The organism is Shewanella chilikensis (assembly GCF_002836945.1).
In the GTDB taxonomy this organism is placed as follows: Bacteria; Pseudomonadota; Gammaproteobacteria; order Enterobacterales; family Shewanellaceae; genus Shewanella; species Shewanella chilikensis.
On sequence record NZ_NIJM01000007.1, the window covers coordinates 25476 to 50186 of the forward strand.

General features: G+C 55.6%; 22 protein-coding genes. 10 read left to right on the forward strand and 12 right to left on the reverse strand.

The genetic code is table 11. The features are described from left to right. Positions 1–2: 2 nt before the first annotated feature. Complete coding sequence (hrpB, locus tag CX651_RS03845) at positions 3–2558, reverse strand: ATP-dependent helicase HrpB (protein WP_101053678.1); 2556 nt, start codon at positions 2556–2558, stop codon at positions 3–5. Between the two features lie 59 nt (positions 2559–2617). Next, positions 2618–4795, reverse strand: coding sequence for a putative bifunctional diguanylate cyclase/phosphodiesterase (locus tag CX651_RS03850; RefSeq protein WP_101053680.1), 2178 nt, complete (start codon positions 4793–4795; stop codon positions 2618–2620). 143 nt (positions 4796–4938) lie between these two features. Here CX651_RS03850 and thpR point away from each other — a divergent pair, with 143 nt between their 5' ends. Then, positions 4939–5487 carry an RNA 2',3'-cyclic phosphodiesterase gene (gene thpR, locus CX651_RS03855; protein ID WP_101053683.1) on the forward strand — a complete coding sequence of 183 codons (549 nt, stop codon included), beginning with the start codon at positions 4939–4941 and terminating at the stop codon, positions 5485–5487. A gap of 1 nt (position 5488) precedes the next feature. Here the strand turns inward: thpR and CX651_RS03860 are convergent, their stop codons facing one another. Both CX651_RS03860 and pepB read right to left on the reverse strand, forming a co-directional pair. Beyond that, positions 5489–5947 (reverse strand): GNAT family N-acetyltransferase, encoded by a 459-nt coding sequence (locus tag CX651_RS03860; RefSeq protein ID WP_101053685.1) that lies wholly within the window; start codon positions 5945–5947, stop codon positions 5489–5491. Between the two features lie 92 nt (positions 5948–6039). Next, on the reverse strand, positions 6040–7317 hold the full coding sequence (pepB, locus tag CX651_RS03865) for an aminopeptidase PepB (RefSeq protein ID WP_101053688.1): 1278 nt from the start codon (positions 7315–7317) through the stop codon (positions 6040–6042). A 164-nt stretch (positions 7318–7481) separates the two neighbouring features. On the opposite strand from pepB, the gene sfsA reads away from it, so the two are divergent. The 8 genes from sfsA (at position 7482) to CX651_RS03905 (ending at position 14119) form a co-directional block, all read left to right on the forward strand. After that, complete coding sequence (gene sfsA, locus CX651_RS03870; RefSeq protein WP_101053691.1) at positions 7482–8186, forward strand: DNA/RNA nuclease SfsA; 705 nt, start codon at positions 7482–7484, stop codon at positions 8184–8186. Between the two features lie 168 nt (positions 8187–8354). After that, positions 8355–8798, forward strand: coding sequence for an RNA polymerase-binding protein DksA (dksA, locus tag CX651_RS03875; RefSeq protein WP_101053694.1), 444 nt, complete (start codon positions 8355–8357; stop codon positions 8796–8798). Positions 8799–8866: 68 nt separating this feature from the next. Continuing rightward, positions 8867–9736: a tRNA glutamyl-Q(34) synthetase GluQRS gene (gluQRS, locus tag CX651_RS03880; protein ID WP_101053861.1), complete on the forward strand. Its 870-nt coding sequence runs from the start codon at positions 8867–8869 to the stop codon at positions 9734–9736. A 113-nt stretch (positions 9737–9849) separates the two neighbouring features. Beyond that, positions 9850–11235: a polynucleotide adenylyltransferase PcnB gene (locus CX651_RS03885; RefSeq protein WP_283103246.1), complete on the forward strand. Its 1386-nt coding sequence runs from the start codon at positions 9850–9852 to the stop codon at positions 11233–11235. Between the two features lies 1 nt (position 11236). Beyond that, the gene (folK, locus tag CX651_RS03890; RefSeq protein WP_101053701.1) at positions 11237–11725 is read left to right on the forward strand and encodes a 2-amino-4-hydroxy-6-hydroxymethyldihydropteridine diphosphokinase; all 489 of its coding nucleotides are present in this window, start codon (positions 11237–11239) and stop codon (positions 11723–11725) included. Between the two features lie 77 nt (positions 11726–11802). After that, complete coding sequence (panB, locus tag CX651_RS03895) at positions 11803–12597, forward strand: 3-methyl-2-oxobutanoate hydroxymethyltransferase (RefSeq protein WP_101053703.1); 795 nt, start codon at positions 11803–11805, stop codon at positions 12595–12597. Between the two features lie 21 nt (positions 12598–12618). Next, positions 12619–13464, forward strand: coding sequence for a pantoate--beta-alanine ligase (panC, locus tag CX651_RS03900; protein WP_101053706.1), 846 nt, complete (start codon positions 12619–12621; stop codon positions 13462–13464). A 160-nt stretch (positions 13465–13624) separates the two neighbouring features. Then, complete coding sequence (locus CX651_RS03905) at positions 13625–14119, forward strand: DUF4124 domain-containing protein (protein ID WP_101053709.1); 495 nt, start codon at positions 13625–13627, stop codon at positions 14117–14119. 13 nt (positions 14120–14132) lie between these two features. On the opposite strand, the gene CX651_RS03910 is transcribed toward CX651_RS03905, so the two are convergent. The 5 genes from CX651_RS03910 to mpl all read right to left on the reverse strand — a co-directional run bounded on the left by CX651_RS03910 (position 14133) and on the right by mpl (position 18523). Beyond that, positions 14133–14903: an ABC transporter permease gene (locus CX651_RS03910; RefSeq protein ID WP_071475780.1), complete on the reverse strand. Its 771-nt coding sequence runs from the start codon at positions 14901–14903 to the stop codon at positions 14133–14135. Continuing rightward, positions 14900–15838 (reverse strand): ABC transporter ATP-binding protein, encoded by a 939-nt coding sequence (locus CX651_RS03915; RefSeq protein ID WP_101053712.1) that lies wholly within the window; start codon positions 15836–15838, stop codon positions 14900–14902. The genes CX651_RS03910 and CX651_RS03915 overlap by 4 nt, the downstream gene beginning before the upstream one ends. 126 nt (positions 15839–15964) lie before the next feature. Beyond that, positions 15965–16495 carry a hypoxanthine phosphoribosyltransferase gene (hpt, locus tag CX651_RS03920; protein ID WP_025010043.1) on the reverse strand — a complete coding sequence of 177 codons (531 nt, stop codon included), beginning with the start codon at positions 16493–16495 and terminating at the stop codon, positions 15965–15967. A 7-nt stretch (positions 16496–16502) separates the two neighbouring features. After that, positions 16503–17144 (reverse strand): flavin prenyltransferase UbiX, encoded by a 642-nt coding sequence (locus tag CX651_RS03925; protein WP_025010042.1) that lies wholly within the window; start codon positions 17142–17144, stop codon positions 16503–16505. Beyond that, a complete protein-coding gene (mpl, locus tag CX651_RS03930; protein WP_101053715.1) occupies positions 17141–18523 on the reverse strand; it encodes a UDP-N-acetylmuramate:L-alanyl-gamma-D-glutamyl-meso-diaminopimelate ligase in 1383 nt (460 codons plus the stop codon). Before mpl ends, CX651_RS03925 begins: the two co-directional genes overlap by 4 nt. A 252-nt stretch (positions 18524–18775) precedes the next feature. Here mpl and CX651_RS03935 point away from each other — a divergent pair, with 252 nt between their 5' ends. Next, entirely contained in the window at positions 18776–21865 is a 3090-nt protein-coding gene (locus CX651_RS03935) for a DUF2339 domain-containing protein (protein ID WP_101053718.1), read from the forward strand. 158 nt (positions 21866–22023) lie between these two features. Here CX651_RS03935 and CX651_RS03940 read toward each other — a convergent pair whose 3' ends face one another. From CX651_RS03940 to CX651_RS03950, 3 genes are all read right to left on the reverse strand, one after another. Further along, positions 22024–23313 (reverse strand): O-acetylhomoserine aminocarboxypropyltransferase/cysteine synthase family protein, encoded by a 1290-nt coding sequence (locus CX651_RS03940; protein WP_101053722.1) that lies wholly within the window; start codon positions 23311–23313, stop codon positions 22024–22026. A 132-nt stretch (positions 23314–23445) separates the two neighbouring features. Next, positions 23446–24060: a disulfide bond formation protein B gene (locus tag CX651_RS03945; protein WP_101053725.1), complete on the reverse strand. Its 615-nt coding sequence runs from the start codon at positions 24058–24060 to the stop codon at positions 23446–23448. Between the two features lie 10 nt (positions 24061–24070). Further along, positions 24071–24685: a thiol:disulfide interchange protein DsbA/DsbL gene (locus CX651_RS03950; RefSeq protein WP_226565676.1), complete on the reverse strand. Its 615-nt coding sequence runs from the start codon at positions 24683–24685 to the stop codon at positions 24071–24073. Between the last annotated feature and the right edge of the window lie 26 nt (positions 24686–24711).

The window sequence follows — 24711 nt, forward strand, 5'->3', positions numbered from 1 at the left end:
ATTTACTGCTGGATATTCAAGGTCTTTTTCTTGGTGAACTTGGTCGGCAAAGTATTGGCCGGATCGTCGGGCCACAGGTGTTTAGGGTAGCGCCCACGCATCTCTTTTTTCACTTCGACATAGGGCCCTTGCCAAAAACTGGCCAGATCGGCCGTCAGCGCCAAAGGGCGCTGCGCCGGAGACAAGAGTTCCACGGTTACGGTCAGTTCCCCTTGCAGCAGCCGCGGGCTTTCGGCCATGCCCAGCGCTTCCTGCAAGCGAACACTCAGCAGCGCCCGCCCGCCGGCATCATAGCGGATCGGTGCCCGGGTGCCCGTGGCCATTTTCCAATGGCTCGGCAGCCATTCATTCAACATCTGCTGCGCCTGCCACTCGAGGCGATTGAGCAGCAGCTGCTTGATATCCAATGCCATTAATCCCTTTAGCTGCTTGATATCACTCAAAAACGGCTCCAACCATTCCTCAAGAGAATCCAGCAGCGCCGGATCGCTGCTGTCCGGAAATAGGCTCGGATCTTTGGATCTTGCCAGTGCCAGCCTGAACTGGAGCTGCCTGACATCCTCATCCATATTGAGCAGCGCCAAGCCTTTACTGCGCAGCAGCACCATAATCACCTGAGCCCTCAGCTTGGGATCCGCCTCTTTCTCGGCCTCCCGTTTGAGCACTATCTCCCCCAGACGCAGTTGGCGCTCGGCAAAGAAACGTCCCTTGGACTCATCCCAGCCCGCCTGCTGTTGCCAGGTACAGAGAAAGGCCAGCTCATTTTCCAGCAACCCCGCCGGTAACTCGGCCGCCAGGTAGATACGGCCGGCGCTGCGGCCCTCGGTTTCCTGGTAGTCGGCCACCACCAGAAACGCGCAGCCGCTGAGGCTGTCACCGGCATCGAGCACCACGCCGCTGCCATTGGCCAGTTGATAGCCCTCAACGCCTCTTGCCTTGGCTATCCTGTCAGGAAATGCCAACGCCAACAACAGGGCGCAATCGGCACGATTCGCCAATTTCAGAAAATCCGCCGCCTTGCCGTTAAGCCCCAAGTGTCTGAGCCAGTTGCCGACTTGTCTGGCCTCAAGGCCTTGAGTGGCCTGAGAAAGTTTATCCATAATATCGGCGTTGTTGCCCGCAAGGCTTCTGGCCTCCAATAAGGCAGCCAGCAGACAAGCCAGACCGGCGAGTTCGGGTTCGCCGCGCGCCTGCCCCAAACTCTGCGCCCGAAGCAGCATGTGCGCCAGCCGCGGCGCCGCCCCCAGTGCATAGGCCGCGCGGCCATGGGCGGTAAGCTTACGTTGCGGGTCTACCAATTGCAGCGACTGCAACAGCTGCCAGGCCACCGCCTCATTGGCTCTGGCCGGTGGTGTCAGTAAAGGCAAATCACTGAGGCTGCGCACGCCCCAACAGGCCGCATCCAGGGCCATGGAGAGCAAGTCGGCATGCAAGATTTCCGGCTCATCCGCCTGCGGCAAGCGGCCGTGCTCCTCCTGGCCCCAAAGCCTTAAGCAGAAACCCGCACTGGTGCGCCCCGCCCGCCCGGCTCTTTGAGTGGCCGATGCCTGGCTGATGCGCTTGAGTCCCAAACGGGTCACGCCACTGCGGGGATTGAAACTGGCCTGGCGCTTGTAACCACTGTCCACCACCAGAGTAATCCCCTCTATGGTCAGACTGGATTCCGCCAGGTTGGTGGACAGCACCAGTTTACGCTCACCGGCATTGGCTGGGGCAATCGCCGCATCCTGCTCTTTGGCACTCAATGAACCATAAAGAGGACAAATGCGCACATTGGCCGCAACCCTGGATTGCAGATAGTGCTTGAGGCGCTGAATTTCCCCCTGTCCCGGCAGGAAGGCGAGTATCGAGCCCTGTTGCTGCGCTTCGCTAACCCCCAAAGCGCAGGCCTGCTGAGGGTCCAGCAGCGCCAGCAACTGCCGCCCCATGTGTTCAAGCCAAGGCGCCATGCCTGTGCCGGCCCCCGAACCGCTGCGCCTCTGCGCCGAAGCGGCGCTGTAGGCGATAGTCACAGGGTAGCTGCGGCCCTCACTGGCAAGCAGCTTGGCATCCGGCATCAAGGTTTGTAACGGCAAGCCTTCGAGCGTTGCCGACATGGCCAACAAGTGCAAATCGTCCCGCAATGAGGCCTGCACTTCCAGTGCCAGCGCCAGACCGAGATCTGTGCTCAGATGGCGCTCATGGATCTCATCGAAAATGATCATGGCAACGCCCTTGAGCTCAGGGTCCTGCTGGATCATGCGGGTCAGTACCCCCTCGGTGATGATCTCGAGTCGGGTGTTACTGCTGACCTGACTCTCACCACGAACCCTAAACCCCACCTCTTGCCCCAGCGCCTGCCCTCTTTGGCGCGCCAAAAAGCCGGCGATGGCCCGCGCCGCAACCCGTCTGGGCTCAAGCATAAGGATCTTGCCGTCGATTTCCGGCCAGTCGAGCAGTGCCAAGGGCAGCGCGGTGGATTTGCCGGCTCCGGTAGGCGCTTCGAGGATAACTTGCAGGCAACTGGCCAAGATTTGGCGCAGTTGAGGCAACAGGGATTGAATGGGTAAGTCGTTCAAGATTCAGGGCATGGCTTACAAAAACAGGCGCTCAGTGTAACCAGTTTCTGCCGCCGTGGCTAACCTAACGGGGGTGACTCGCTCAGCGCCAATAAGGGCCTGGGCTTGCCTATGGCGTAACCTTGAGCATAATCCACCCCTAGCTCCCGCAGTTTCGCCACTATGGCCTCGGTTTCCACAAACTCGGCAATAGTTTGAAACGCCATCTGCCTCCCCAACTGGCACATGGCGGCAATAATCGCCTGATCTGCCTTGTCTTCACAGAGATTGACCACAAACTGGCCATCAATCTTCACATAATCCACCGCCAACTGTTTCAGGTAAGCAAAAGAGGAAAAACCGGCGCCAAAGTCATCCATAGCCAGCTTACAACCCAAAGGTTTAAGCAGTTCAATCAACCTGTGGGCCTGCTCGAGCTGGCTGAGTACCGATGTTTCGGTGATTTCGATACACAGCTTATCGACCAACTCCGGCTCGGCCAGCAGACGCATCTCAAGCCAGTCCATAAACTCCTCATCCTCAAGCGAGGACGCCGAAAGATTCAGCGACACCAAAGACAGAGATTGCCACAACTCAAGATGCCGATTGCCCCAAAGCAGCAGATGATCTATCACCCAGCGATCCACTCTGGACGCCAGGTTATAACGCTCGGCCGCCGGCAAAAATATTGCCGGTGACAACATCTCTCCCTCCTCCTGATACATACGCAGCAAGATCTCCAGGTGCATACCACTATCTGTGGCTTCCAGCGGGCGGATCTCCTGGAAGTAAAGCTCAAATTTGTCGTTGGCCAGGGCACCCAGGACATCGACCGAGGCGGTCATTTCGCTGTAGAGCCGCTTGAGGCGGGGATCGCTGCTGTCGTAGAGTAACCAGCCGTTGCGCCCCTGCTCCTTGGCCAGTCGGCAGGCGGCATCGGCCTGGCCCATGACGGTATAGATGTCCTGCGCCAATGGTTCCAACTGGGCTATGCCTATGCTGGCCGAGACCCCGTGTTTGCGGTTTTCCCAGTTGAATTCATGATTAAACAGCTGCTGACAGATACGCTCGGCGATATGTTTGGCCGACTCTGGGTTACAAAAATGCATCAGGATCCCGAACTCATCGCCGCCGAGTCTGGCCACCACATCCCCCTTGCGCACCAACTGCTTGAGCCGCTGCGCCACCTGACACAAGAGCCTGTCACCCGCGATATGCCCGCTGACATTGTTGATCACCCGAAACTGATCCAGATCCACAAAGGCAATACACACAGGAGGAGCCTGTTCCTCGCCGAGCACTTTGGCCAGCAAGGCTTCGAAATGCACCCGATTGGGCAGGCCGGTCAGCGCATCATAATTGGCATGGAATGACAGCTCGCTGGCCAGCCTGTGACGTTCACTGACATCTTCGGCCATCAACACCAGGGTACGCTTATCAGCCTTGCTACGACTGATACTGAGCTTTTGCCAGGAGAGCTCCTGTCCATGCTGAAAACCAACCTCACACCAGGCCTGATTCAATACCCCATCGCGCACCACGGCCAGGGTATCGAGCAAAATGCCCTTGTCATCCTCACGCACCAAGGTCAGCAGATCCTGGCTATCAGCGGCTACCAGTGTCTGTTTGGCTATCCGGTTCATCATGGTCAGTTGGTTGCTGCTGTCCAACTGACCACAAGCCAGGGGTAACTGTTGGAACAGCTCCTGATACTTGCACTCACTGGCCAGCAGCGCCAAGGCGATACGGGTCAGTTCCATCGCCGAGCCTATCATGGCGGCCGCATGGCTAAGCTCATTGACAAAGTCCTCCTGCCAGCGCTTTTCACCACCGCATTGCAAGGCGCCTACGGCGATATGGGTATCCCCCAGATGCAGTGGCGGCAGAACCAGCAGGCTACGTACCTGCCACTGGCGTAAGAAACGTTTCTCTTCCTGAGCTTCCTTGGGAAGCTCCTCAATACTGTCCAGGGTCAGGAGTTTGGGATGGCGTAACAGATTGCGAAAAAAAGGCATGTTCCCTAATCCCCACTCACGGGTGCCTTGCAGAGTATTGAATTGGGGTTTGAGGTAGAGATTACGGGTCTTGAGCCGCCCTGGCGCCTTTCCGGCCGCCAGCACAAACACCCCGTCACAATCCAGTTGCCGGGTAATGATCTCCAGGGCACGATCAACATTCTGCTCCAGGGTGATCAACGGAGAATCGCTGAAGACATCCACCAGGGCATGTTGCAATTGATTGGCTAGACTCACGGGCATAGTGGGGTCATTTCCTTACGACTGTTCCTGAACTGAAGAATCCATCTGATACCATTATGCTTCCATTTTAACGCAGTGAGTCAACTCTAATGCAAAATGGTATAAGCCACAGTATAGGTCAAGCACCTAACCGGAAACGAAAAATGAGCCCAATTACGCCTAAAAGACTATTTCTCGGATTTGCGCCAACCGCGGCAGAAAAAACCAGCCTACTGAAGTTGCAGCAAGCTTGTGAACAAGCTGATGAGCAGTCAGGCCCCGGTCTAAAAAAAGTGACTGCGGCCAATCTGCATTTAACCCTGGCGTTTCTCGGCCAGGTGACGGCAAAACAGCAGAGGGATTTACTCGCCGCCATTCCCGGCTTGCCCCTGAAACACTTTCGGGTGCGGCTCGAGCATCTCTGTTTCTGGCCCGGGCCGAAAATACTCTGCCTGACCGGCACAGCCGAAGATCCGGTACTGATGGCGCTCGCCAAGGCGGCGCAACAACTGGCGGACGACCTTGGGCTGCATAGCAGCGAATATGATTATCGCCCCCACATCACCTTGATGCGAAGGGCCGGCAACCTACCGAAACTCGAACATATTCCAACGCTCGATTTAACGCCAAGCGAGCTGCAACTCTACGAGTCTTTGAGTACTCCAACCGGCGTCGAGTACCGGATATTGGCCAGCTGGCCTTTAAGCGACTGAATCACTTAAGCGCCTTGTGCATCACCACGCAGTCAAGCACTATGCCTCTTGGGGAGTGGTATTGGCTTATCCCCTCACCGCAAAAGCCACTGCTACGATAGAAGTCGGCGGCATTGAGGGTAGACTCCAGCGTCAGCGCTGTCACGCCTCTTTCACGCGCCAAAGACTCGAGATGAGCGAGTAAGTCGCGCCCGAGCCCTTGCCCCATGACTTGTGGATGCACGAACAGGGCTTCAATTCGGTCGTTATCCAGCATGCCGGTCGCCAGTATTTTTCCCTGATGTTCGAGCAGATAAAAGTCTCTCTCCACCATAGTGAGAAAGGCTTGGGGCATCTCACCCTGGGTCCAAATTCTGAGCTCTGCCTTTGTGTAAAACCCCTGGCAACCGGCCTGAATCGCCAGATTGCGGATATCCCAGGCAACTTGCGCGTCTTCCTTTCTCGCCTTGCGTAACTTCATCCTGCACTTCCCTTTGTTGAAAAAATAGCGATACACCTGCATTAAAAAGCCGCCCAGTGGGCGGCTTGGTTAGGACGTTAATTCCCTAAGGCTCAGTCCGCCAACAGTTCGGCTATGGTCAACATACCGTGAGTCGTGGCCCCAGCAGCCCAGAGGGCCGAAGCGTTGTCTTCAAATGCGGCGGCCAGATCGATATGCAGCCAATCAACCCCTTCATTGACAAAACGCCACAGGAAACCGGCGGCATTGGAAGCGCCACCGGCGCCGCCACCTTTTACAGGGCGGCTGTTGGCGGTATCGGCATAAGCTGATGGGCACATCTCTTTATGCCAAGGCTCCAGCGGCAAAGGCCAAACATTTTCAGCCACTAGAGCCGCCTTTTGCTGCGTCAACGCCAGCAATGGCTGGCTGGGGGAGAAGATGGCGTTGTAGTTGCGGCCAACGGCCATCACAGCGGCGCCGGTCAGGGTGGCGGCATCAATAACCCGAGTCGCACCGCTGGCGCAGGCGGCCTGCAGACCATCGGCCAGCACCAAGCGTCCCTCGGCATCGGTATTGACCACTTCAACCGTGGTGCCATTCTTGTAAGTCAGAATATCGCCCAGCTTATAGGCACGACCACTTATGAGGTTCTCGGCGCAGCAAAGGTAGAGTTTGACCCGCTTGTCGAGACCATTCTGAATCGCCAGCCCCAGCGCCGCAGTAACAGTTGCCGCGCCGCCCATATCTGCCTTCATGCCCAGCATGCCTTCGGAAGCCTTGATGCTGTATCCACCTGAGTCAAAGGTGATCCCCTTACCTACCAGCGCCACAGACACGGGAGCATCTTCCCCCAGAGGGTTGAAGTCCAGTTCCAGCAACGCAGGTGGCCTTTCGCTGCCGCGGCCAACCGCATGAATGCCTATCCACTGCTCCTGCAGCAAGGCTTCTCCTTCAACTATCCGGTAGCTGACCTTGTCACCACCGAGCTCGGCCAGCCAATTGGCCGCCTGCTGCGCCAGTTTCAGTGGTGGCAGGTTTTCCGGGGTTTCATTGATAAGGCTGCGGGCAAACGATGCACTGTAAGCCCTGCTGGTCAGCGCGCCCTTGAGCGCCTCATCACCGGCCCACTGGATCTCATGGCCGCCTTTGGCAGTGACAAAGCCCTGGGCAAAGGCCCACTGACTGTTGAGGTCCCAACCCTCTCCCGCCAAAGACACCTGATTGATCCCCTGGTTACGCAGCTTGCGGGCGGCCATCTGAATTTGTCGCAGGACATCGTTTCCCTGCAGGTGGATCTGAGCCTGCTCAGCATTGTAGGTTACATCGGCCTTGCCCCAATGGGCCGCTGGGGCCTCATGGGTCAGCACTATCTTCATGGATTGACTCATTTCGATTCCTTCTTCTTTTATATGTAGTGAACGCAAGGCGTCACAATTGCGTCCAGTGTACTGCATTCCTGCCCGGCACTTGAAGCCCCGCGCCGAGTGAGAATTGTTGCCAACTGTAAAGCCTGCTAGGCTTGGGAGTTTTCAATCACTTCAGGGAGATGGGGATGGAGTTTATCCCGCCACTGCAATCCGGCATTTTGATCCAAAGGTATAAACGCTTTCTGGCCGATGTCAGGCTGGATGATGGCACCGAAATTACCCTGCACTGCCCCAATACGGGTTCGATGAAGAACTGCCAGTTCCCCGGCGAGCGGGTTTGGTTCTCCTTTTCTGACAATCCCAAGCGTAAATACGCCCACACCTGGGAGCTGATGCAAACCCCTGACGGCGACCTGATTGGAATCAATACAGGCCGGGCCAATGCCCTGGTAGAGGAAGGGATCCAAACGGGTGTCATCAAGGAACTACAGGGATACAAGGGCCTCAAACGGGAAGTGAAATACGGTGATGAAAACAGCCGTATCGATATCTTTCTCAGCGAAGGGGCTGAGGCTGATTGCTATATCGAAGTGAAGAACACCACTCTTTTGGAAGAGGGACACGGTTACTTCCCCGATGCCGTCACCAGCCGAGGGCAAAAACACTTACGGGAACTGATGTCCGTGGTCAAAAGTGGCCAACGTGGGGTATTGGTGTTTTTAGTGCAACATACCGGCATAAAAACCGTATCAGCAGCCCGCCATATAGATTCAAAATATGCTGAATTATTGAACGAAGCCATAGATACCGGGGTAGAAGTGCTGGCCTATGCCACAAGCCTTGCCCCAGAAGGCTTCAGGGTGGAATCCAGGCTCGAATTTATCCGCTGAACCAGCTGTAAAAAGTGATAAAAAGTTGATTTAATCGGGTTTAGCAGACATATTCAAATAATTAGCAATAAGTAAATCGAAATATTTGCCTAGGTAGAGAGATTCTGATATAGATAGCGGCCGTTCATAAGAACGCCCTACGACGCAAATGGAAACAGGAGATGCGTTATGCCTGAAGGCACTAAAAAACTTGGTGTACTCGCTATCGCTGGTGTAGACCCTTACCAGGAAAAACCCGGTGAGGAGTACATGAACTCGGAACAACTGAGTCACTTCAAAACCATTCTTGAAGCATGGAGGAATCAGTTGCGTCAAGAGGTGGATCGCACTCTCACCCATATGCAGGATGAAGCTGCAAACTTCCCGGATCCGGTTGACCGTGCCGCCCAGGAAGAAGAGTTCAGCCTCGAACTGCGCGCCCGCGACCGCGAACGTAAGCTGATCAAGAAGATCGAAAAGACACTGCAGAAAATTGAAGAAGATGACTTCGGTTTCTGCGAATCCTGCGGCGTCGAAATCGGCATCCGTCGTCTGGAAGCCAGACCGACAGCCGATCTGTGTATCGACTGCAAAACGCTGGCAGAGATCAAAGAAAAACAGATGGCAGGTTAATCTCATCTGCCACAGCGCGGGGCCAAGTGTTACACTGGCCCCGCGATTTTTTTGTCACTCAGCCCTTGATGAACAACACTTCCTACATAGGCCGTTTCGCCCCCTCGCCTTCAGGCTCTTTGCATTTTGGCTCTCTTGTTGCCGCCCTCGGCAGTTATCTGCGCGCCCGCTCAAAGCAAGGGCAGTGGTTGCTGCGAATAGAAGATATCGACCCCCCGAGAGAAGTCAGCGGCGCCGCCGATGACATAATGTATACTCTGGAAGCCTTCGGCTTGCACTGGGATGGCAAAGTGCTGTACCAGAGCCAGCGTTTGCAAGACTATCAACAACATATAGATGCCTTGCTGAAATCCAATCAAGCCTACTATTGTCAGTGCACCCGCAAACAGATCCAGCAAAGAGGCGGCATTTATGATGGCCGCTGCCGGGAATTGCAACTCAAACAAGGCGCCATTCGCATTCACAACCAAATGGCGGTTGCCCGGTTTATCGATGACCATCTGGGTGAAGTTTGTGTCGACCCGGCCTTCGCCGCAGAAGACTTTATTATCAAGCGCAGCGATGGCCTGTACGCCTATCAACTGGCAGTGGTACTGGACGACGCCTTTCAGGGCATCACAGAAATCGTCCGCGGCGCCGATCTCTTGGAGGCCAGTTGCCGACAGATAAGCCTGTATCGACAATTCGGGTTTCAGGAACCGAGCTTTTTTCATCTGCCACTGGCCAGCACCCAGGCAGGACTCAAGCTCTCCAAGCAAAACCATGCCACGCCGGTGGATAAACGCCATCCACAGCCGGCGCTGCTGGCGGCACTCGAGTTTCTCGGCCAGGCGGCTGTCACGCCCCAAGCCGATGTGACTCAGATGTTGGCCCAGGCGGTGGCTCAGTTTGATCCAGACTGCATTCCCAAACAGACAGAGATCCTCATCGGCCGCTGATATACTCATCGCCTGCTATTTGGTATATCATAGCCGCCAGTTTTTAACCCTTATTTTGCGTTAACGTTCCGAGGTGTCCCATTTTTCGCCGTATCAGTCAGTTTTGTAAGCAGTTGTTTGACGATGGTCAGACAGCCAAGGCTCAACAAGAAGACAACACAGACACAGGTTTAAGCCTGGAGATTATTCCGCGCGATGGCCACAGCATTTCCCGCAGACAGATTAGCGAGAATGCGCTCAAGGTTTTGTACCGCCTGCATAAGTCTGGCTTTAACGCCTATCTGGTTGGTGGCGGCGTACGCGATCTGCTGCTGGGACTGGAGCCGAAAGACTTTGACGTGGTCACCAATGCCACTCCGGAAGAGATCAAGAAGCTGTTTCGCAACTGCCGCCTGGTTGGCCGTCGTTTCCGCCTGGCCCATATCGTCTTTGGTCGGGATGTTATTGAAGTGGCTACCTTCCGCGGCCACCACGGCAACAGCGAAGAGAAGATTTCCAAGGTCAATTCGGCCGGACGACTGCTGCGCGACAATGTTTATGGCGACATAGATGAGGACGCCGAGCGCCGGGACTTTACCGTCAACGCCCTCTATTACAATATTGCCGACTACTCCATTCGCAGCTATGGCGGCGGTATTCATGATCTTAAGGCCAGAAGCCTGCGACTGATTGGCGATCCCGAAACCCGTTACCGAGAAGACCCGGTACGTATGCTGCGGGCCGTGCGCTTTGCCACCAAGCTTGGGATGTCCATCGACAAGCGCACCGCGGCCCCCATCAAGAGCCTGGCTCCGCTGCTGAAAGATATTCCGGCGGCGCGTATGTATGAAGAAGTGCTCAAGCTGTTCTTCGCCGGTAAGGCGCTGAACAACTATCAGATGATGCGCGAATACCAACTGTTTGCGCCAATATTCCCTCTGGTGGAAAGCCTGCTGCGGGACGATCCCAAGGGCCCGGCCGCCAGACTGTTGAGCGAAATGATGCACAACACAGATGTGCGCGTCGGTGAAGACAAGCCTGTGACTCCTGCCTTCTTCTATGCCGCGCTTCTTTGGTATCCGCTGCAAAACCGCGCCCAGGATATCGCTCTGGAAAGCGGTCTCAGCCCCTATGATGCCTTCTTTGCTGCCATGGGCGATGTGCTTGAGCAGCAGTGTCGCTCGGTAAGTATCCCCCGCCGCTTCAGCACTCCGGCGCGGGATATTTGGCAGTTACAGATGCGCTTTGAACGCTCTCAAGGGGGCCGCGCCTTTAAACTGATGGAGCATCCCAAGTTCCGCGCCGCCTATGACCTCTTGCTGCTCAGAGCCAATGCCGAAGGCGGCAATCTGGCCAAGCAAGCCAGTTGGTGGCAACAGTTTGTCGAGTCTGATGATGATAAAAGGCAACAGTTGATACGTAGCGGCAACAAAACCGGCGGCAGCCGCAACCGTAACGCCAATCAACGCCGGCGCCGTAAGCCTCGTCGCCCAAGCGAAAAACCACAGGCGGCCGAGTAAGATGACCGGAGTCTATGTGGCGCTGGGCGCCAACCTGGACTCTCCCGAGCGCCAGCTTGATAGTGCTTGCATGGCGCTGCAACAACTGCCGCGGCAAAACAGCTTTCGCGTTTCATCCTACTATCGTTCGGTTCCCATGGGCGATGTTCCCCAGCCTGACTATGTCAATGCGGTGGCCTATTTCGAAACCGAACTGGCGCCGCTGGAACTCCTTGACGCCTTGCAGGCAATCGAACTGCAACAGGGGCGACAACGCCTGGTGCGCTGGGGCCCCAGAACCCTGGATCTGGACTTGCTGCTCTACGGCGATGAGCAGATACAGACCCCAAGGCTCACAGTGCCCCACTACGGCATCAAGAGCCGCGAGTTTGTCCTCATTCCACTGGAAGAGCTCAATCCTTCACTGGTGCTGCCTTGCGGCACCGGCATAGCCACACTGATCACCGATGCCATGCGCCAATCGCTGCAACTGATCCATCCCTCAGGCTAAGAACCTGAGCCGGATCGTTGCAGTTCAAAGCCTCATGGCATATAACACCACTTCACTCGGTTAATAAGAAGAGCATTATGTCTAAAATCACCACAGCTACCCTGCGTAAATTCAAGCAGGAAGGTAGAAAGTTTACCGCTCTGACCGCTTATGACGCCAGTTTTGCCGCCGCTTTTGACAGCGAAGGTGTAGACGTCCTGCTGGTAGGAGACTCACTGGGAATGGTTCTGCAAGGGCACGATGATACCTTGCCGGTCAGTGTCGAGGAGATGGCCTATCACACCCGTTGTGTTCGCCGTGGCATCAGCCGCAGTTTGTTGATGGCCGATCTGCCCTTCATGAGTTATGCCACTCCCGAACAGGCGATGACCAATGCCACCAAACTGATGCAGGCCGGTGCCAACATGGTCAAGATTGAAGGTGGCCAATGGTTGCTGGAAACGGTTTCCATGTTGACCGAGCGCGGTATTCCCGTCTGTGCTCATATAGGACTGACACCACAATCGGTGCACGTATTCGGTGGTTTCAAGGTGCAGGGCCGCGATGCCGATAACGCCCAGCGGATCCTGGATGAAGCCAAGGCGCTGGAAGCGGCCGGGGCCCAACTCTTGGTACTCGAATGTATCCCGGCAGCATTGGCAAAACAGATAACCGAAGCGCTGCAAATTCCGGTAATCGGCATAGGTGCCGGCAAGGATACCGATGGCCAAATTCTGGTAATGCACGATGTACTCGGGATCTCCAGCGGCTATATCCCACGCTTTTCCAAGAACTACCTCAAGCAGACAGGTGAAATCCGTGAGGCCGTAAAGGCCTATATCGATGAAGTTCAGCAGGGACAATTCCCCGCAGAAGAGCACACCTTTAACTAAACCGGGGAGTTTCGCCAGATTATGCTGACCACAGCCAAGATAGATGAGATCCGCACCCGGGTGCGGGAGTGGCGCCAAAAGGGGGAAACCGTAGCCTTTGTCCCTACCATGGGCAATCTGCACCAGGGGCATGTGAGTTTAATCCTCGAAGCCGCGCGCCACGCCGATCACGTGGTGGCCTCGATTTTTGTCAACCCATTGCAGTTTGGCAAGAATGAGGATCTCGATGCTTATCCCCGCACCCTGGGTGCCGATCAGCAAAAACTGACCGAAGCCGGCTGCGAGCTACTGTTTACCCCAACCCCTGAGCTTATCTACCCCAAAGGACTGGACGCCCAGACCTTTGTGGAAGTTCCAGGGATCTCCGATGAGCTTTGCGGCGCCAGCCGTCCAGGGCATTTTCGCGGGGTCGCGACCATAGTCTGTAAGCTATTCAATATAGTGCAGCCGGATATCGCCCTGTTTGGTCGTAAGGATTACCAGCAGCTTTTGGTGATCAAGACCATGGTGAGCGACCTGTCGCTGCCCATCGAGGTCATAGGGGTAGAAACCGTTCGCGAGGATTCCGGCCTGGCGCTGAGTTCGCGCAACGGCTATCTCACAGAAGCCGAAAAGGCGCTGGCGCCCAAGCTCAAGGCCGCCATGGATAAACTGGCCGAGGCGATTGTACTGGGGCAGGATATCGACCAGGCCATCAGCGATACCAAAGAGTTCCTGCGCGCCGCCGGGCTTGAGCCCGACTATCTGGAAGTGCGTGAGGCTTCAAGCCTCAAACCTGTAAGCAGCGATGACAAGTCGCTGGTGATCCTGGCCGCCGCTTATCTTGGCAAGGCTCGCCTCATAGACAATATGACGCTGTCACGCTGATATCTTTTCTTTAGGGAGGGGAAATCTTCCCCTCTTTCTTCCGAAGACCTTTTCCAGGTCGCCAAAAAAATTTCCTTAGTCAAAAACTGGTCTTCAATAAAGGTTTGAGTCATATTGGTTACACTTGTTTTTGATATGTGACGAAAGGATTCCCACCCCAATGTTGCCCGGACAGCCCAGACTCTGGCTCTTTGCTGCGTTGCTGCTCGCTTGGCAAGTTCAGGCAGGTACCGTCTATAAATGTATCAAAGAGGACAAGGTGGTATTCAGCCAGCAACCCTGCCCGCAAGCCTTCAAACAGCACAGAATTGAATACCAGTATGGCGTGACCACGGAAACGGCCGAGGGAGAAAGCCTTGATCCGCTGCAATCCCTTTTAGAGAACGACAGCCTGCCCGAAGACAAGCTATTACAGCGACTGGAAGCCGAAGTCTATCGGCTACAGCAGGAAAACAGCTATCTGGAAATACTGCGAACCAGCGAGCTACAAAAGCAGGAGCGGCAACGCTATTGGCAGAAGCGGGAGCGGGAAGATCCCGCATTTGTTGAGCAACGCAGCAAAATAAACGCCCACTTTGATGAGCTCAAACGCGCCAATGATGACAAGATAGCCAAGCTGCAGCAACACAGACAGTTGCTGCAGCAAAAAAACTAGGCTCAGCCCTGAGTCAGCTGCGCAGCCCTATCCCACGAGAGATCAGATAATAGGCCAGCAACCACAGACCCGCACAAAACCCCAGCATCACCCCAATCGACAGCGGCACGCTCATATCGGCAAATCCCAGGAAACCATAGCGAAACACGTTGATCATATACACCACAGGGTTCAGCGCCGATACGCCACGCCAAAAGTCAGGCAGCAGCGACAGCGAGTAAAACACCCCACCAAGATAGGTCAGCGGCGTCAACACAAAGGTGGGGATGATGCTGATGTCGTCGAAGCTCTTGGCAAACACGGCATTGATAAGGCCGCCAAGGGCAAACAGCACTGAGGTCAGAAACACTGTGACTATCACCAATCCCAAGTGCTGCACACTGAGATCGACAAAGAACATGGCTACCAGGGTTACTATCAGGCCTACCAGCAAGCCACGGGCGACACCGCCACCGACATAGCCGGCTATCATCACATAATGAGGCACAGGCGCCACTATCAGCTCTTCCAGGTTACGTTGGAACTTGGCACTGAAAAAAGAAGACGCCACATTGGAATAGGAGTTGGTGATCACCGACATCATGATAAGACCCGGGGCGATAAACTCCATGTAGGACACACCGCCCATCTCACCGATGCGACTGCCCACCAGATTACCGAAGATCAGAAAATACAGTGTCATGGTGATCGCCGGCGGTACCAGCGTCTGTATCCAAATGCGGGTAAAGCGGGTAATTTCCTTGATTAAAATACTCTTGAAGGCAACCAGATACAGACCTCTCATACCTGGCCTCCTTGGGCATTTTCAACCAGTTTCACAAACAACTCCTCCAATCGATTGGCCTTGTTACGCATGGATAGCACCTCAACCTCCTGCTCAGTCAGTAAACCGAAGACGGCGTTCAGGCTATGGGACTTCAGCAAATCTACTTCCAGGGTCATTGGATCGGTAAGCCTGACGCTAATATCGCCAAGCTTGGGTACCTTAACAAGCGGCTGCTTGATATCCAACACAAAGGTTTCCATATCCAGTTTCGACAACAGGGATTTCATACTGGTGCACTCCACCAGCACGCCCTTATCGATAATGCCTATGTTGCGGCAGAGCATTTCCGCTTCTTCCAGATAGTGGGTCGTCAGTATGATGGTGACGCCCTCAGCGTTGATTTTTTTGAGAAACTCCCACATGGAGCGCCGCAGCTCTATATCCACCCCGGCGGTGGGCTCATCGAGGATCAAAAGTTTGGGCTCGTGCATCAAGGCCCTGGCTATCATCAAACGCCGCTTCATGCCGCCGGAAAGCTGCCGGGATTGGCTGTTGCGCTTGTCCCAGAGATCCAGTTGCCTGAGGTATTTCTCGGCCCGCTTGTGGGCTTCGGCTCTGGGCACACCGTAATAACCGGCCTGGTTAACCACGATTTGCAGCACAGTCTCAAACTGGTTGAAGTTGAATTCCTGCGGCACCAGGCCGATACACAACTTGGCCTGCTCCAGCTCTTTATCCAGATCATGGCCAAAGACCCGCACACTGCCGCCACTCTTGTGCACCAGCGAGCTTATGATGCCGATAGTGGTGGACTTACCGGCACCGTTGGGGCCGAGCAAGGCAAAAAAGTCGCCCTGAGCCACATTCAGGCTAATCCCTTTGACGGCTTCGACACCGCCCTTATAGGTCTTCTTAAGATTGTCCAGCTCCAACGCCAGAGCTTTGGTCGTCATAGATGTTTCTCCTAAAGAGCCTCCAATACCTGAGGTATCGGCAGCGGCCCGGGACGCAAAAAGCAAGACTCCCGCCGTGGCGGGAGTCTGTCTTACTATACAAACAAAGCCGAAATCACAGCTTGCTTACTCCTGCGGGATCACCTTGGCGATATAAGGCAGGTTGCGGTACTGCTCGGCGTAGTCGATACCATAACCGACCACGAATTCATCAGGAATAGTAAAACCGACAAAGTCTACCGGTACGTCGACTTCGCGGCGGTCCGGCTTGTCCAGCAGAGTACAGAGAGTCAGGCTCTTTGGCTCACGCAGCAGCAGCATTTCGCGTACCTTGTTGAGCGTGTTGCCCGAGTCAATCAGATCTTCGACGATCAACACATCACGATCGGCGATTTCCGACTGAACATCTTTGAGTATCTTCACGTCTCTGGAGCTGGTCATGGCATTGCCATAGCTGGAAACAGACATAAAGTCGATCTCTACATGGCCCTTAATCCGACGGCAGAGATCGGCCATAAAGACCACTGAGCCCTTGAGCAGGCCGACCATCAGCAACTTGTCGGCATTGGCATAATGCGCATTGATGCGCTCGGCTAATTCATCCAGTTTCTGGTTGATCTCTTCTGCCGAGATCATCACTTCGGTGGTGTGTTTCATATCACTCTCAATTGTCGATCTCACTGTCTTTGGGTTTGTCATAACCCCAGCGATCCGTTAATGCATGTTCGACACCCAGATGATCAAGGATCCGGGCGACCATGAAGTCTATCAGATCTTCAATGGATTTGGGATGGTGATAAAAGCCGGGTGCGGCCGGCATTATGATGGCGCCCAGTTGGCTGAGTTTCAACATATGTTCAAGATGAATGGCGTTGAAAGGTGTCTCTCTGGGCACCAACAACAACTGACCGCGCTCCTTGAGCACTACATCGGCGGCCCGCTCCAGCAGGCTGTTGCTCATGCCGGTGGCCACCGCAGCCAGGGTGCCGGTTGAGCAGGGACAGATCACCATCTGCTTAGGCGCCGCCGAGCCGGATGCAGGCGGAGAGAACCATTCATCCTTACCCAGTACCCTCAGCTCACCGCCTTCGGGAAACAGTTTTCTGAGCTGCTCGGTGGCCTTGTCCGGCGCGCTGCTGAGTTTGAGCCCATGTTCCGTTGCCAGCACCACCCGAGCGGCGCTGGACACCATCAGAAAAACCCGAAACTCGGCCTTGAGCAAGCACTCCAGCAGCCTCAGCCCATAGGGCGCCCCAGAGGCGCCGGTCCAGGCGAGGCTGATACTCTTAATCTGCTGATATTTCACGCTTTGACCTCGCCACTTCTGGCTTTAAGGGCCTGGAGCAACTTTTGATGCAGGCCGCCAAAGCCGCCATTGCTCATGATCAGCACGGTATCGCCGGGCTTGGCTTCACCACTGACCTTGGCCACTATCTCATCTATGTCGTGCAAAACCTGCACCGGCAGCGGCGCCGCCTGCATGGCCGCGGCAATATCCCAATCGATATTATCCGCCTGATACAACACAGCCTCATCGGCCAGGGCCATGGAGTTGGCCAGTGTGTCTTTATGCACCCCTTGCTTCATGGTGTTGGAGCGGGGCTCGAGCACGACGGTGATTTTGCCCTGGCCCACCTTGGCGCGCATTCCCTGAAGAGTTGTGGCGATTGCCGTTGGGTGATGGGCAAAGTCGTCATAAACGCTGACACCCTCTACGCTGCCCAGCAACTCGAGACGGCGCTTGGGCGGGGTAAAGTCTGCCAGCGCCTTGAGTGCATCTACCGGCAAGACCCCGACATGACGCGCCGCGGCTATCGCCATAGTGGCGTTGTCTATGTTGTGACGCCCAATCAGGCCCCAGCTCAAAACGCCCTGGGATTCACCGCGGAAAAACAGTTCAAACTCGTGACCATCGTCTGCCAGCATCCTGGCACTCCAGTCACCCAGGCCCGCTTCATGGCTCAAGGTTTCCTGCTCACTCCAGCAGCCCTTGGCTATCACGCCGGCAACCGCCTGGCTATCTTGCGGCCAGATCACCCGGCCATCCCCCGGCACGATTCTGAGCAGATGGTGAAACTGCTTCTGTATCGCCTTGAGATCGTCGAAGATGTCGGCATGGTCGAACTCCAGGTTGTTGATCACCAGGGTTCTTGGCTGATAATGCACAAACTTGGAGCGCTTGTCGAAGAAGGCGCTGTCATATTCGTCGGCCTCGACCACAAAGAAGGGTGACTCGCCCAACCTGGCCGAAATGCCGAAATTCTGCGGCACCCCACCAATCAAAAAGCCAGGTTGATAGCCGCAGGCTTCGAGGATCCAGGCCAACATGCTGGCGGTTGAGGTTTTGCCATGGGTACCGGAAACGGCCAATACCCAGCGTTCGGGCAATATATGGTCATGCAGAAACTGCGGGCCCGAGGTGTATTTCAGGCCGCGGTTGAGTACGGCTTCCACACAGGGGTTGCCGCGGCTCATGGCATTGCCTATCACCACGAGATCCGGCTCGGGATCCAGCTGTGACGGGTCAAACCCTTGAATAAGGTCTATCCCCTGCTGCTCAAGCTGGGTACTCATGGGTGGGTAAACATTGGCATCGGAGCCGGTGACCTTATGTCCCATGGCGCGGGCCAGCAGCGCCAAGCCCCCCATAAAAGTGCCACAGATCCCCAGAATATGTACGTGCATTAAGGCCATCCTTCTGCAGTGAGTCCGCTCACCCCACGTTGGGCGAGTTTGCATGCCGCTCATTGTACCTATGCCACCGGCAAGACGCGAGAGGCCTCTGCCTGCTGTTCAGCTTTCTCTCATCTCCGCTAAGCAATGTGATTAATAGATAAAGGAATTTTCCAAAATCTGAACCGGTCACTGGTCAGGACAAGTCTGCGCGTTTAAAATGCCCGCAGCCTACGCAAATGCGATTAGCATCAGGAAAGCAGCATGCAGTTAACGGAAGAACTCCAACATCTCAGGCGCGAGCTTGAAGATCTCAAACTCAAAGAGACGAACCTGGAAATCAGGACAGATATCCGCCTCGACGCGATAGAGCAAAGAATCGAAGCTTTGTTTATGGCGCTCAATCAGCTTGCCGAAGAGCAAGCTCAGCCTTTGACGCATGAAGTTGCCGAGCCATCAGCAATGCCTGGGCCCAATGAGCCTCAGGCCGAGCCCAAAGCTGCTAACTTCTCCTCGGAGTCACAGACCCAGCGCCAAGATGCCTGGCAGCGCAGGGCCGATATTCAGCCTATCGAGCACCCCAAGCCGGCACCAGCTGATACGGCAGCAACGCCAGTTGCAACCAAAGCGCAAACCGCATCAAAACAAACCTCCGCCCAAAGAGTACCGCCCCAAACACAAGAGGGTCGAGAGCAGCAGACTCCCAACTGGGGGCGCAAGTTTGATCAGGCTGTGGCCGCTTTTTTTGCCGCTATGCTGAGCCCGCTGCTGGGGCTCTTCGCACAAGCCAAAGATTTTTATCAGCACTATCAAGCCAAAGGTCAGGGCCCGGTGTTTATGATGACCCTGGCCGGGATCATCGCCATGACCCTGGGCTTTGGTTATCTGCTGCAGTATTCCATGAACCACTGGCTGTCGGACACAGGAAAGGCCTTGACCGGCTTTGTCTGCGCCAATGGCATTCTGGCCTTGGGGGCCTTTATCCGCAAACGGCAAAGAACAATGGCCGATTTCGGCTCGGGTCTGGTGGGCCTTGGGCTGATTATCAACTATCTGTGTGCCTATTTTGTCGGTCCCTACTTCGAGCTGGTACCGGATGGCGTCAGCTATCTGCTGCTGTTGCTTATCACTGTGGCCGGTTACAGTCTGGCGCTGAAACTGGAAGCCAGAGTCATCAGCATAGTCGCCTTGCTGGGTGGATCCCTGGCACCACTGATGCTGCTTTCCGGCAGTCAGGCGCCTTTGATGTATCTGCCCTTCCTGCTGCTGATTGGTGGCTGCTCTTTACTCTTGAGTCACAAGATACGCTGGCCTGTGCTGCTGGAAACGACAGCCATACTGCACATCGCCTGTATCGAGAGTCTGAGTTTCTTTGTCGAGCTGCCGCTGCAAGGGCAAGGGATATTGGGAGTTCTGGCGCTCATCTCCCTGCATGGCCTCTTCTATGGTTATGGCCTTGGCAGCCTTTGGCTGTTTGGCCGGGAAGGCCTCAGCCACAGACTGCTGGCTCTGCCGGCGGCCTTGCTGGCCTTTTTGGTCTATAGCCTGAGTCAGTTCAGCCCCCATGCCGGCGAGCTGCTGCTGGCCAACGCCGCCGTGCTTATCGGACTGTCGCTCTGGCTTAAACAAGACAAACAGCTGCAGACGCTATTGTGGTTGGCGACCGGTGCCTGTCTCGGTTTTGCCGCACTCAGCCTGCTCAGTGGTGAGCTGCTGGGGCTGGTGTTACTGCTCGAAGCCTTGCTGTTGATGTGGCTAGGTTGCCGAGAGCAGCAAGCCTCGCTGCGAATCGAGGCCATCACCCTGCTGGTTCTGGGACTGGTCATCAACCTATTGGCCCTTGGCGATATGATCAATGAAGCGCCGGCGCTCTTGTCACTGCCGCTGCTGGCTTGGGGGCTAAGCACGCTTACCTTGTTTGGCTTTAACCAACTGCTGGGCAAACAGCCCGAGCTCAGCCGCTGGGAGCAACAACTGCTGCAGCTGGGACGCGAGCTGGCCAACGTGCTGCTGGTGTCTTTAGCCCTGGTTAGCGCCTGGCTGATGAGTGAAAGCTACTTCCTGGTGATCATTCCCGGATTGAGTCTGACCTTGCTGCTACTCGCGCGCAGGCAACAACTCAGGGTCAGCGAGGCCTTGGCCTGGGCCTTGTTGTTACCGCTGGCGGCACAGGTCATCTTCGCCGTTGTGGATGTGCATAGCCTGAGTTTCCGGGCTCAGCCGCTGTATGCGCAAATCGCCAGGGTAGAGCTGTTCCTCTGTCTGTTACTGGCCTGGTATGCATACCGGCGCTTCCATCCCCAGGGCGAACTTAGGCGTTTGGCCTGGTACGCTCGCCTGGCCTGCCTGGTGCTCTTGCCACTGCTGTGGCTGCCCAAAATCGCCCTTCGTTTTGAAGATTGGCTGGCCCCGGCCTTGTGGTTATCCTGCTTTGTCAGCTTGGTATTGGCCCGCAAGTTCAGGCAGCCGATACTGAAACGCGAAGCGGATGTACTGCTGGTGCTGGCTATAGCCCAAACCGCTTTTGCCTGCCTAGCAGGGCAATGGCCCGGGCTTATCGCACTGCTGCTGGGCAGTCTCTATTCTGGTCTGCTGCTGTGGCGCTATCCATCCTTGCCAAGGCTCTGGCAAGGTCCCTGCCGACTCGGCTGGCAGTTGTCACCCTTCTATGGCGCGCTGCTGCTGGCGGTGGTCAGCCACAGCCTGGAGGTCTTGTTCAGCCACACGTTGGCACTGAGCAGTGTGGTGCTGAGCGGCTACTTCTTTATCCTGCTCAGCCGCAAACCGCTCAAAGCTCTGCGCCCGGGTTACCTCTTTGCCTTTGCCAGCTTCTTTATCGCCTTGCTGCTGCCCTGGCTCAGTTGGCTCGACAGCCTGCAGTCGTTGCAGCTCGATGCCCTGACCCGGCCCTCTGAACCTTGGCTGATGGCGCTGGCACAAGCTTGCAACCTGGCCTTGCTGGCGCTGTTTATCCGTAAACGACCATTGGCCATGAGACGCTATCGTCAGCAATTGCCGACCAATATGGTGTTTATCGCCTGGCATGCCCTGTTGCTGCTGGCCTATCTGCCTCTGGCCTACCAGATGCCAACCGGATTCGATGCCACCTTAAGCACAGTGCTCATGGTGTCCCACGGCTGCTGGCTGATGTTCCTCAGCCTGCGTCCCGGCTGCCAGATTATGCTCAAACTGGCCGCGGGTCTGTTTGCCATCAGTTGCCTCAAGGTATTGCTGCTGGATATGGCCGCCGCCGATCTGCTGCAAAAGATCATCGTCTTTATGCTGATTGGTGCCTTGCTGCTCGGGGTGGCTTACTTCTACCAGAAGTCCAGAGCCCGGTTGCTGTCACAATAATGGCTTATATGACGGCTCGCGCGACAGCCACAAAGGCGCAAAGCCATTAACAAAAACCATTAAGAAAAAGCCATTAAACAAAAGCCCCCGTATTGGCGGCGGGGGCTTTTCAGACAGTTAGTCTGTGCTTACAACAGATCGGCTTGCAACAGATGTGTTTAGCGACCGACTCCCCCCTGGGAAGCTTCCAGCGCCTGGGCCACATCGCTGATGATGTCGTCTATATGCTCAATTCCCACAGAGATCCGGAGCAGATCTTCACTCACCCCGGCGCGAGCCAACTCCTCGGCGTTGAGCTGCCTGTGGGTCGTGGTGGCAGGGTGACAGGCCAGTGACTTGGCATCGCCTATATTCACCAGACGCAAGATCATCTGCAGCGCATCGATAAAGCGCCCGCCGGCCTCTTTGCCCCCCTTGATACCAAAGCTGATAATGCCGGACGCCTTACCTGAGGTGATTTTGTCGCAATTGGCCTTATAAGGGCTGTCTGCCAGGGCGCCATAATTGACCCAGCTCACCAGCGGATGGGACTGCAGGTAACTTGCCAGCGCTTCGGCATTACTGCAGTGGCGCTCCATCCGCAGGCTCAAGGTCTCCAGCCCCTGCAGCAGTAAAAAGGCGCTGTGTGGTGATAGAGCCGCGCCGGTATTACGCAGCGGCACCACCCGGCAACGGCCGATATAAGCCGCCGCGCCGAAGGCTTCGGTATACACCACCCCATGGTAGGAAGGGTCCGGCTGATTGAGTACTGTAAATCTGTGTTTATTGGCGACCCAGTCAAACTTGCCCGAATCGATGATCACCCCGCCCACTGTGGTGCCGTGACCACCGACATACTTGGTGAGCGAGTGGACAACGATATCGGCGCCATGTTCGAAGGGGCGGCACAACACAGGGGTCGCCACTGTGTTATCCACCACCAAGGGCACACCATGTTTATGGGCAATTTCTGCCAAACGTGCAATATCGACAATATTACCGGCGGGGTTGCCTATGGATTCACAAAACACCGCCTTGGTGCGTTCATCGATAAGCGACTCCAGGGTATCGAAGTCATCAAACGACGCCATGCGCACCTCAACCCCCTGGCGCGGCAGAGTATGGGCGAACAGGTTATAGGTGCCGCCGTAGAGCTGGCTGCTGCTGACTATGTTGTCGCCCACTTCCGTCAGCGCCTGCAGCGCATAGGTGATGGCCGCCATTCCCGAGGCCAGTGCCAGCGCGCCAATGCCGCCTTCGATGGCCGCCATTCTGGCTTCGAGCACGGCGTTGGTGGGGTTCATGATGCGACTGTAAATATTGCCGGGCACCTTGAGGTCAAACAGATCGGCGCCGTGTTGGGTATCGTCGAAGGTATAGGACGTCGTCTGATAGATGGGCACCGCCGCCGACTTGGTGGTGGCTTCCGATTCATAACCATGGTGCAACGCCAGGGATTCCAGTTTCATCTCGCGCTCCTTGATGACAGATAATGCTGACTGAATGAGTGAGCAATCAAATTAACAGACAGACATCCAGATGTCCAAACAAAAAGAAACCACCCCTGAGGGTGGTTCTTGCCAGGCGCGATTAGCTGTCTTTTATGGCTTGGCCTTGAAGCTCGCCAGCCAACCCACTATCGCGCCGCCCAGACCGATGGCAAACACTGAATAGGCTATGATGCAATAGTGCGCCATATTCATGCCAAACAGTGACCAGTCATCTTCACCACAGCCGCCGGTAGGCGCGAACTCAAATGGCAGCCACTTATCCAGCGGCAAGCCCAGAGGGAAGTGTGGCTCGGTGGAGCAGGCAGAGCCTGCCGCCGAACCCGCCTCGGCAAAGAAGTCCATCGACTCATTCACTACCAGGTGCGCGGCGTCGTGGATATTCATCAGTTGAATCGACCAGGCCATTCCCTGGATCACGCCGTAGAGTGCCAGGGCAACCCCCAAGGCCTTGAGTAAATGATTCTTCGGATTGATCAAAATGATGGCACCGGCCAGCACTATGCAACATTGGCTGAAGCGTATGTAAACGCACAGTTCGCAGGGATCCATCTCCAGAAATACCTGAAAATAGCCCATGGCGGAAGCGAGCAAAAAAACCGCCGCGCCCAGCATTATGCTCCAGAGTATTCGCCCCTGTTGCCAGCGGGCCAGTGTGGGAACGGGAGCCTGGGTAAACTCCCGAAACAGCATACTCAATTTATTCATCAGTAACTCCTTACTTGGCGGCCAGTTCAGCCACCAATTCATCGAGCATCTGCATGCTGCGAATAGACTTGGTGTTGATCAAGTACTTGCCATTGACCACCAGTGCCGGGATCCCCTGGATCTTGGCGACGTCCACACCTCTGTCCCATTTGCTCAAAAGTTGTTGCACCTCAGGGCTATTCTTGGCCGCATCAAAACCGGCGCGATCCAGGCCGGCAGCTTTGAGGCCAAAGTCGATGACTTCATCGGCAGAGGCAAAGCGGGCCTTGTCGTCATGATACTTCTTGTACAGTGCCATCTTGACTGTCTTTAAAGCCTGCTCGGATTGGGTTTGGGCATAAGCCAGCACCAAGGCTTTTTCCATGCCGAATGGCGGCTTTGTGGTGATGTGATAATCATCGAAGGTCACTCCCTTGGGCAGATTTTTCACCATGCCGGGGATCACTGCCTTGTCGTACTTGTAGCAGAAGGGGCAGTTGACCGAATACACCTTCACCACTTGATTGGGGGCATCAAAGCTGGCGGCCCCCAGCAGTTGATAGTGTTCGCCTTCATTATATTTGGCGGCAGAAACAGAGCAGGACAATAACAGGGCACTCAGTGCCAACAGACTTTTCTTCATCATGATACGGACTCCAAACAGGCGGCAGC

What these genes read in the sequence shown, in the direction of transcription:
- panC (WP_101053706.1), top strand. Translation starts at nt 12,619, where the DNA reads ATGCTGACCACAGCCAAGATAGATGAGATCCGCACCCGGGTGCGGGAG.
- CX651_RS03945 (WP_101053725.1), bottom strand. Translation starts at nt 24,060, where the DNA reads ATGAATAAATTGAGTATGCTGTTTCGGGAGTTTACCCAGGCTCCCGTT.
- CX651_RS03950 (WP_226565676.1), bottom strand. Translation starts at nt 24,685, where the DNA reads ATGATGAAGAAAAGTCTGTTGGCACTGAGTGCCCTGTTATTGTCCTGC.
- pepB (WP_101053688.1), bottom strand. Translation starts at nt 7,317, where the DNA reads ATGAGTCAATCCATGAAGATAGTGCTGACCCATGAGGCCCCAGCGGCC.
- CX651_RS03905 (WP_101053709.1), top strand. Translation starts at nt 13,625, where the DNA reads ATGTTGCCCGGACAGCCCAGACTCTGGCTCTTTGCTGCGTTGCTGCTC.
- CX651_RS03935 (WP_101053718.1), top strand. Translation starts at nt 18,776, where the DNA reads ATGCAGTTAACGGAAGAACTCCAACATCTCAGGCGCGAGCTTGAAGAT.
- CX651_RS03910 (WP_071475780.1), bottom strand. Translation starts at nt 14,903, where the DNA reads ATGAGAGGTCTGTATCTGGTTGCCTTCAAGAGTATTTTAATCAAGGAA.
- CX651_RS03940 (WP_101053722.1), bottom strand. Translation starts at nt 23,313, where the DNA reads ATGAAACTGGAATCCCTGGCGTTGCACCATGGTTATGAATCGGAAGCC.
- gluQRS (WP_101053861.1), top strand. Translation starts at nt 8,867, where the DNA reads ATGAACAACACTTCCTACATAGGCCGTTTCGCCCCCTCGCCTTCAGGC.
- panB (WP_101053703.1), top strand. Translation starts at nt 11,803, where the DNA reads ATGTCTAAAATCACCACAGCTACCCTGCGTAAATTCAAGCAGGAAGGT.
- sfsA (WP_101053691.1), top strand. Translation starts at nt 7,482, where the DNA reads ATGGAGTTTATCCCGCCACTGCAATCCGGCATTTTGATCCAAAGGTAT.
- thpR (WP_101053683.1), top strand. Translation starts at nt 4,939, where the DNA reads ATGAGCCCAATTACGCCTAAAAGACTATTTCTCGGATTTGCGCCAACC.
- dksA (WP_101053694.1), top strand. Translation starts at nt 8,355, where the DNA reads ATGCCTGAAGGCACTAAAAAACTTGGTGTACTCGCTATCGCTGGTGTA.
- CX651_RS03915 (WP_101053712.1), bottom strand. Translation starts at nt 15,838, where the DNA reads ATGACGACCAAAGCTCTGGCGTTGGAGCTGGACAATCTTAAGAAGACC.
- folK (WP_101053701.1), top strand. Translation starts at nt 11,237, where the DNA reads ATGACCGGAGTCTATGTGGCGCTGGGCGCCAACCTGGACTCTCCCGAG.
- hpt (WP_025010043.1), bottom strand. Translation starts at nt 16,495, where the DNA reads ATGAAACACACCACCGAAGTGATGATCTCGGCAGAAGAGATCAACCAG.
- CX651_RS03850 (WP_101053680.1), bottom strand. Translation starts at nt 4,795, where the DNA reads ATGCCCGTGAGTCTAGCCAATCAATTGCAACATGCCCTGGTGGATGTC.
- mpl (WP_101053715.1), bottom strand. Translation starts at nt 18,523, where the DNA reads ATGCACGTACATATTCTGGGGATCTGTGGCACTTTTATGGGGGGCTTG.
- CX651_RS03860 (WP_101053685.1), bottom strand. Translation starts at nt 5,947, where the DNA reads ATGAAGTTACGCAAGGCGAGAAAGGAAGACGCGCAAGTTGCCTGGGAT.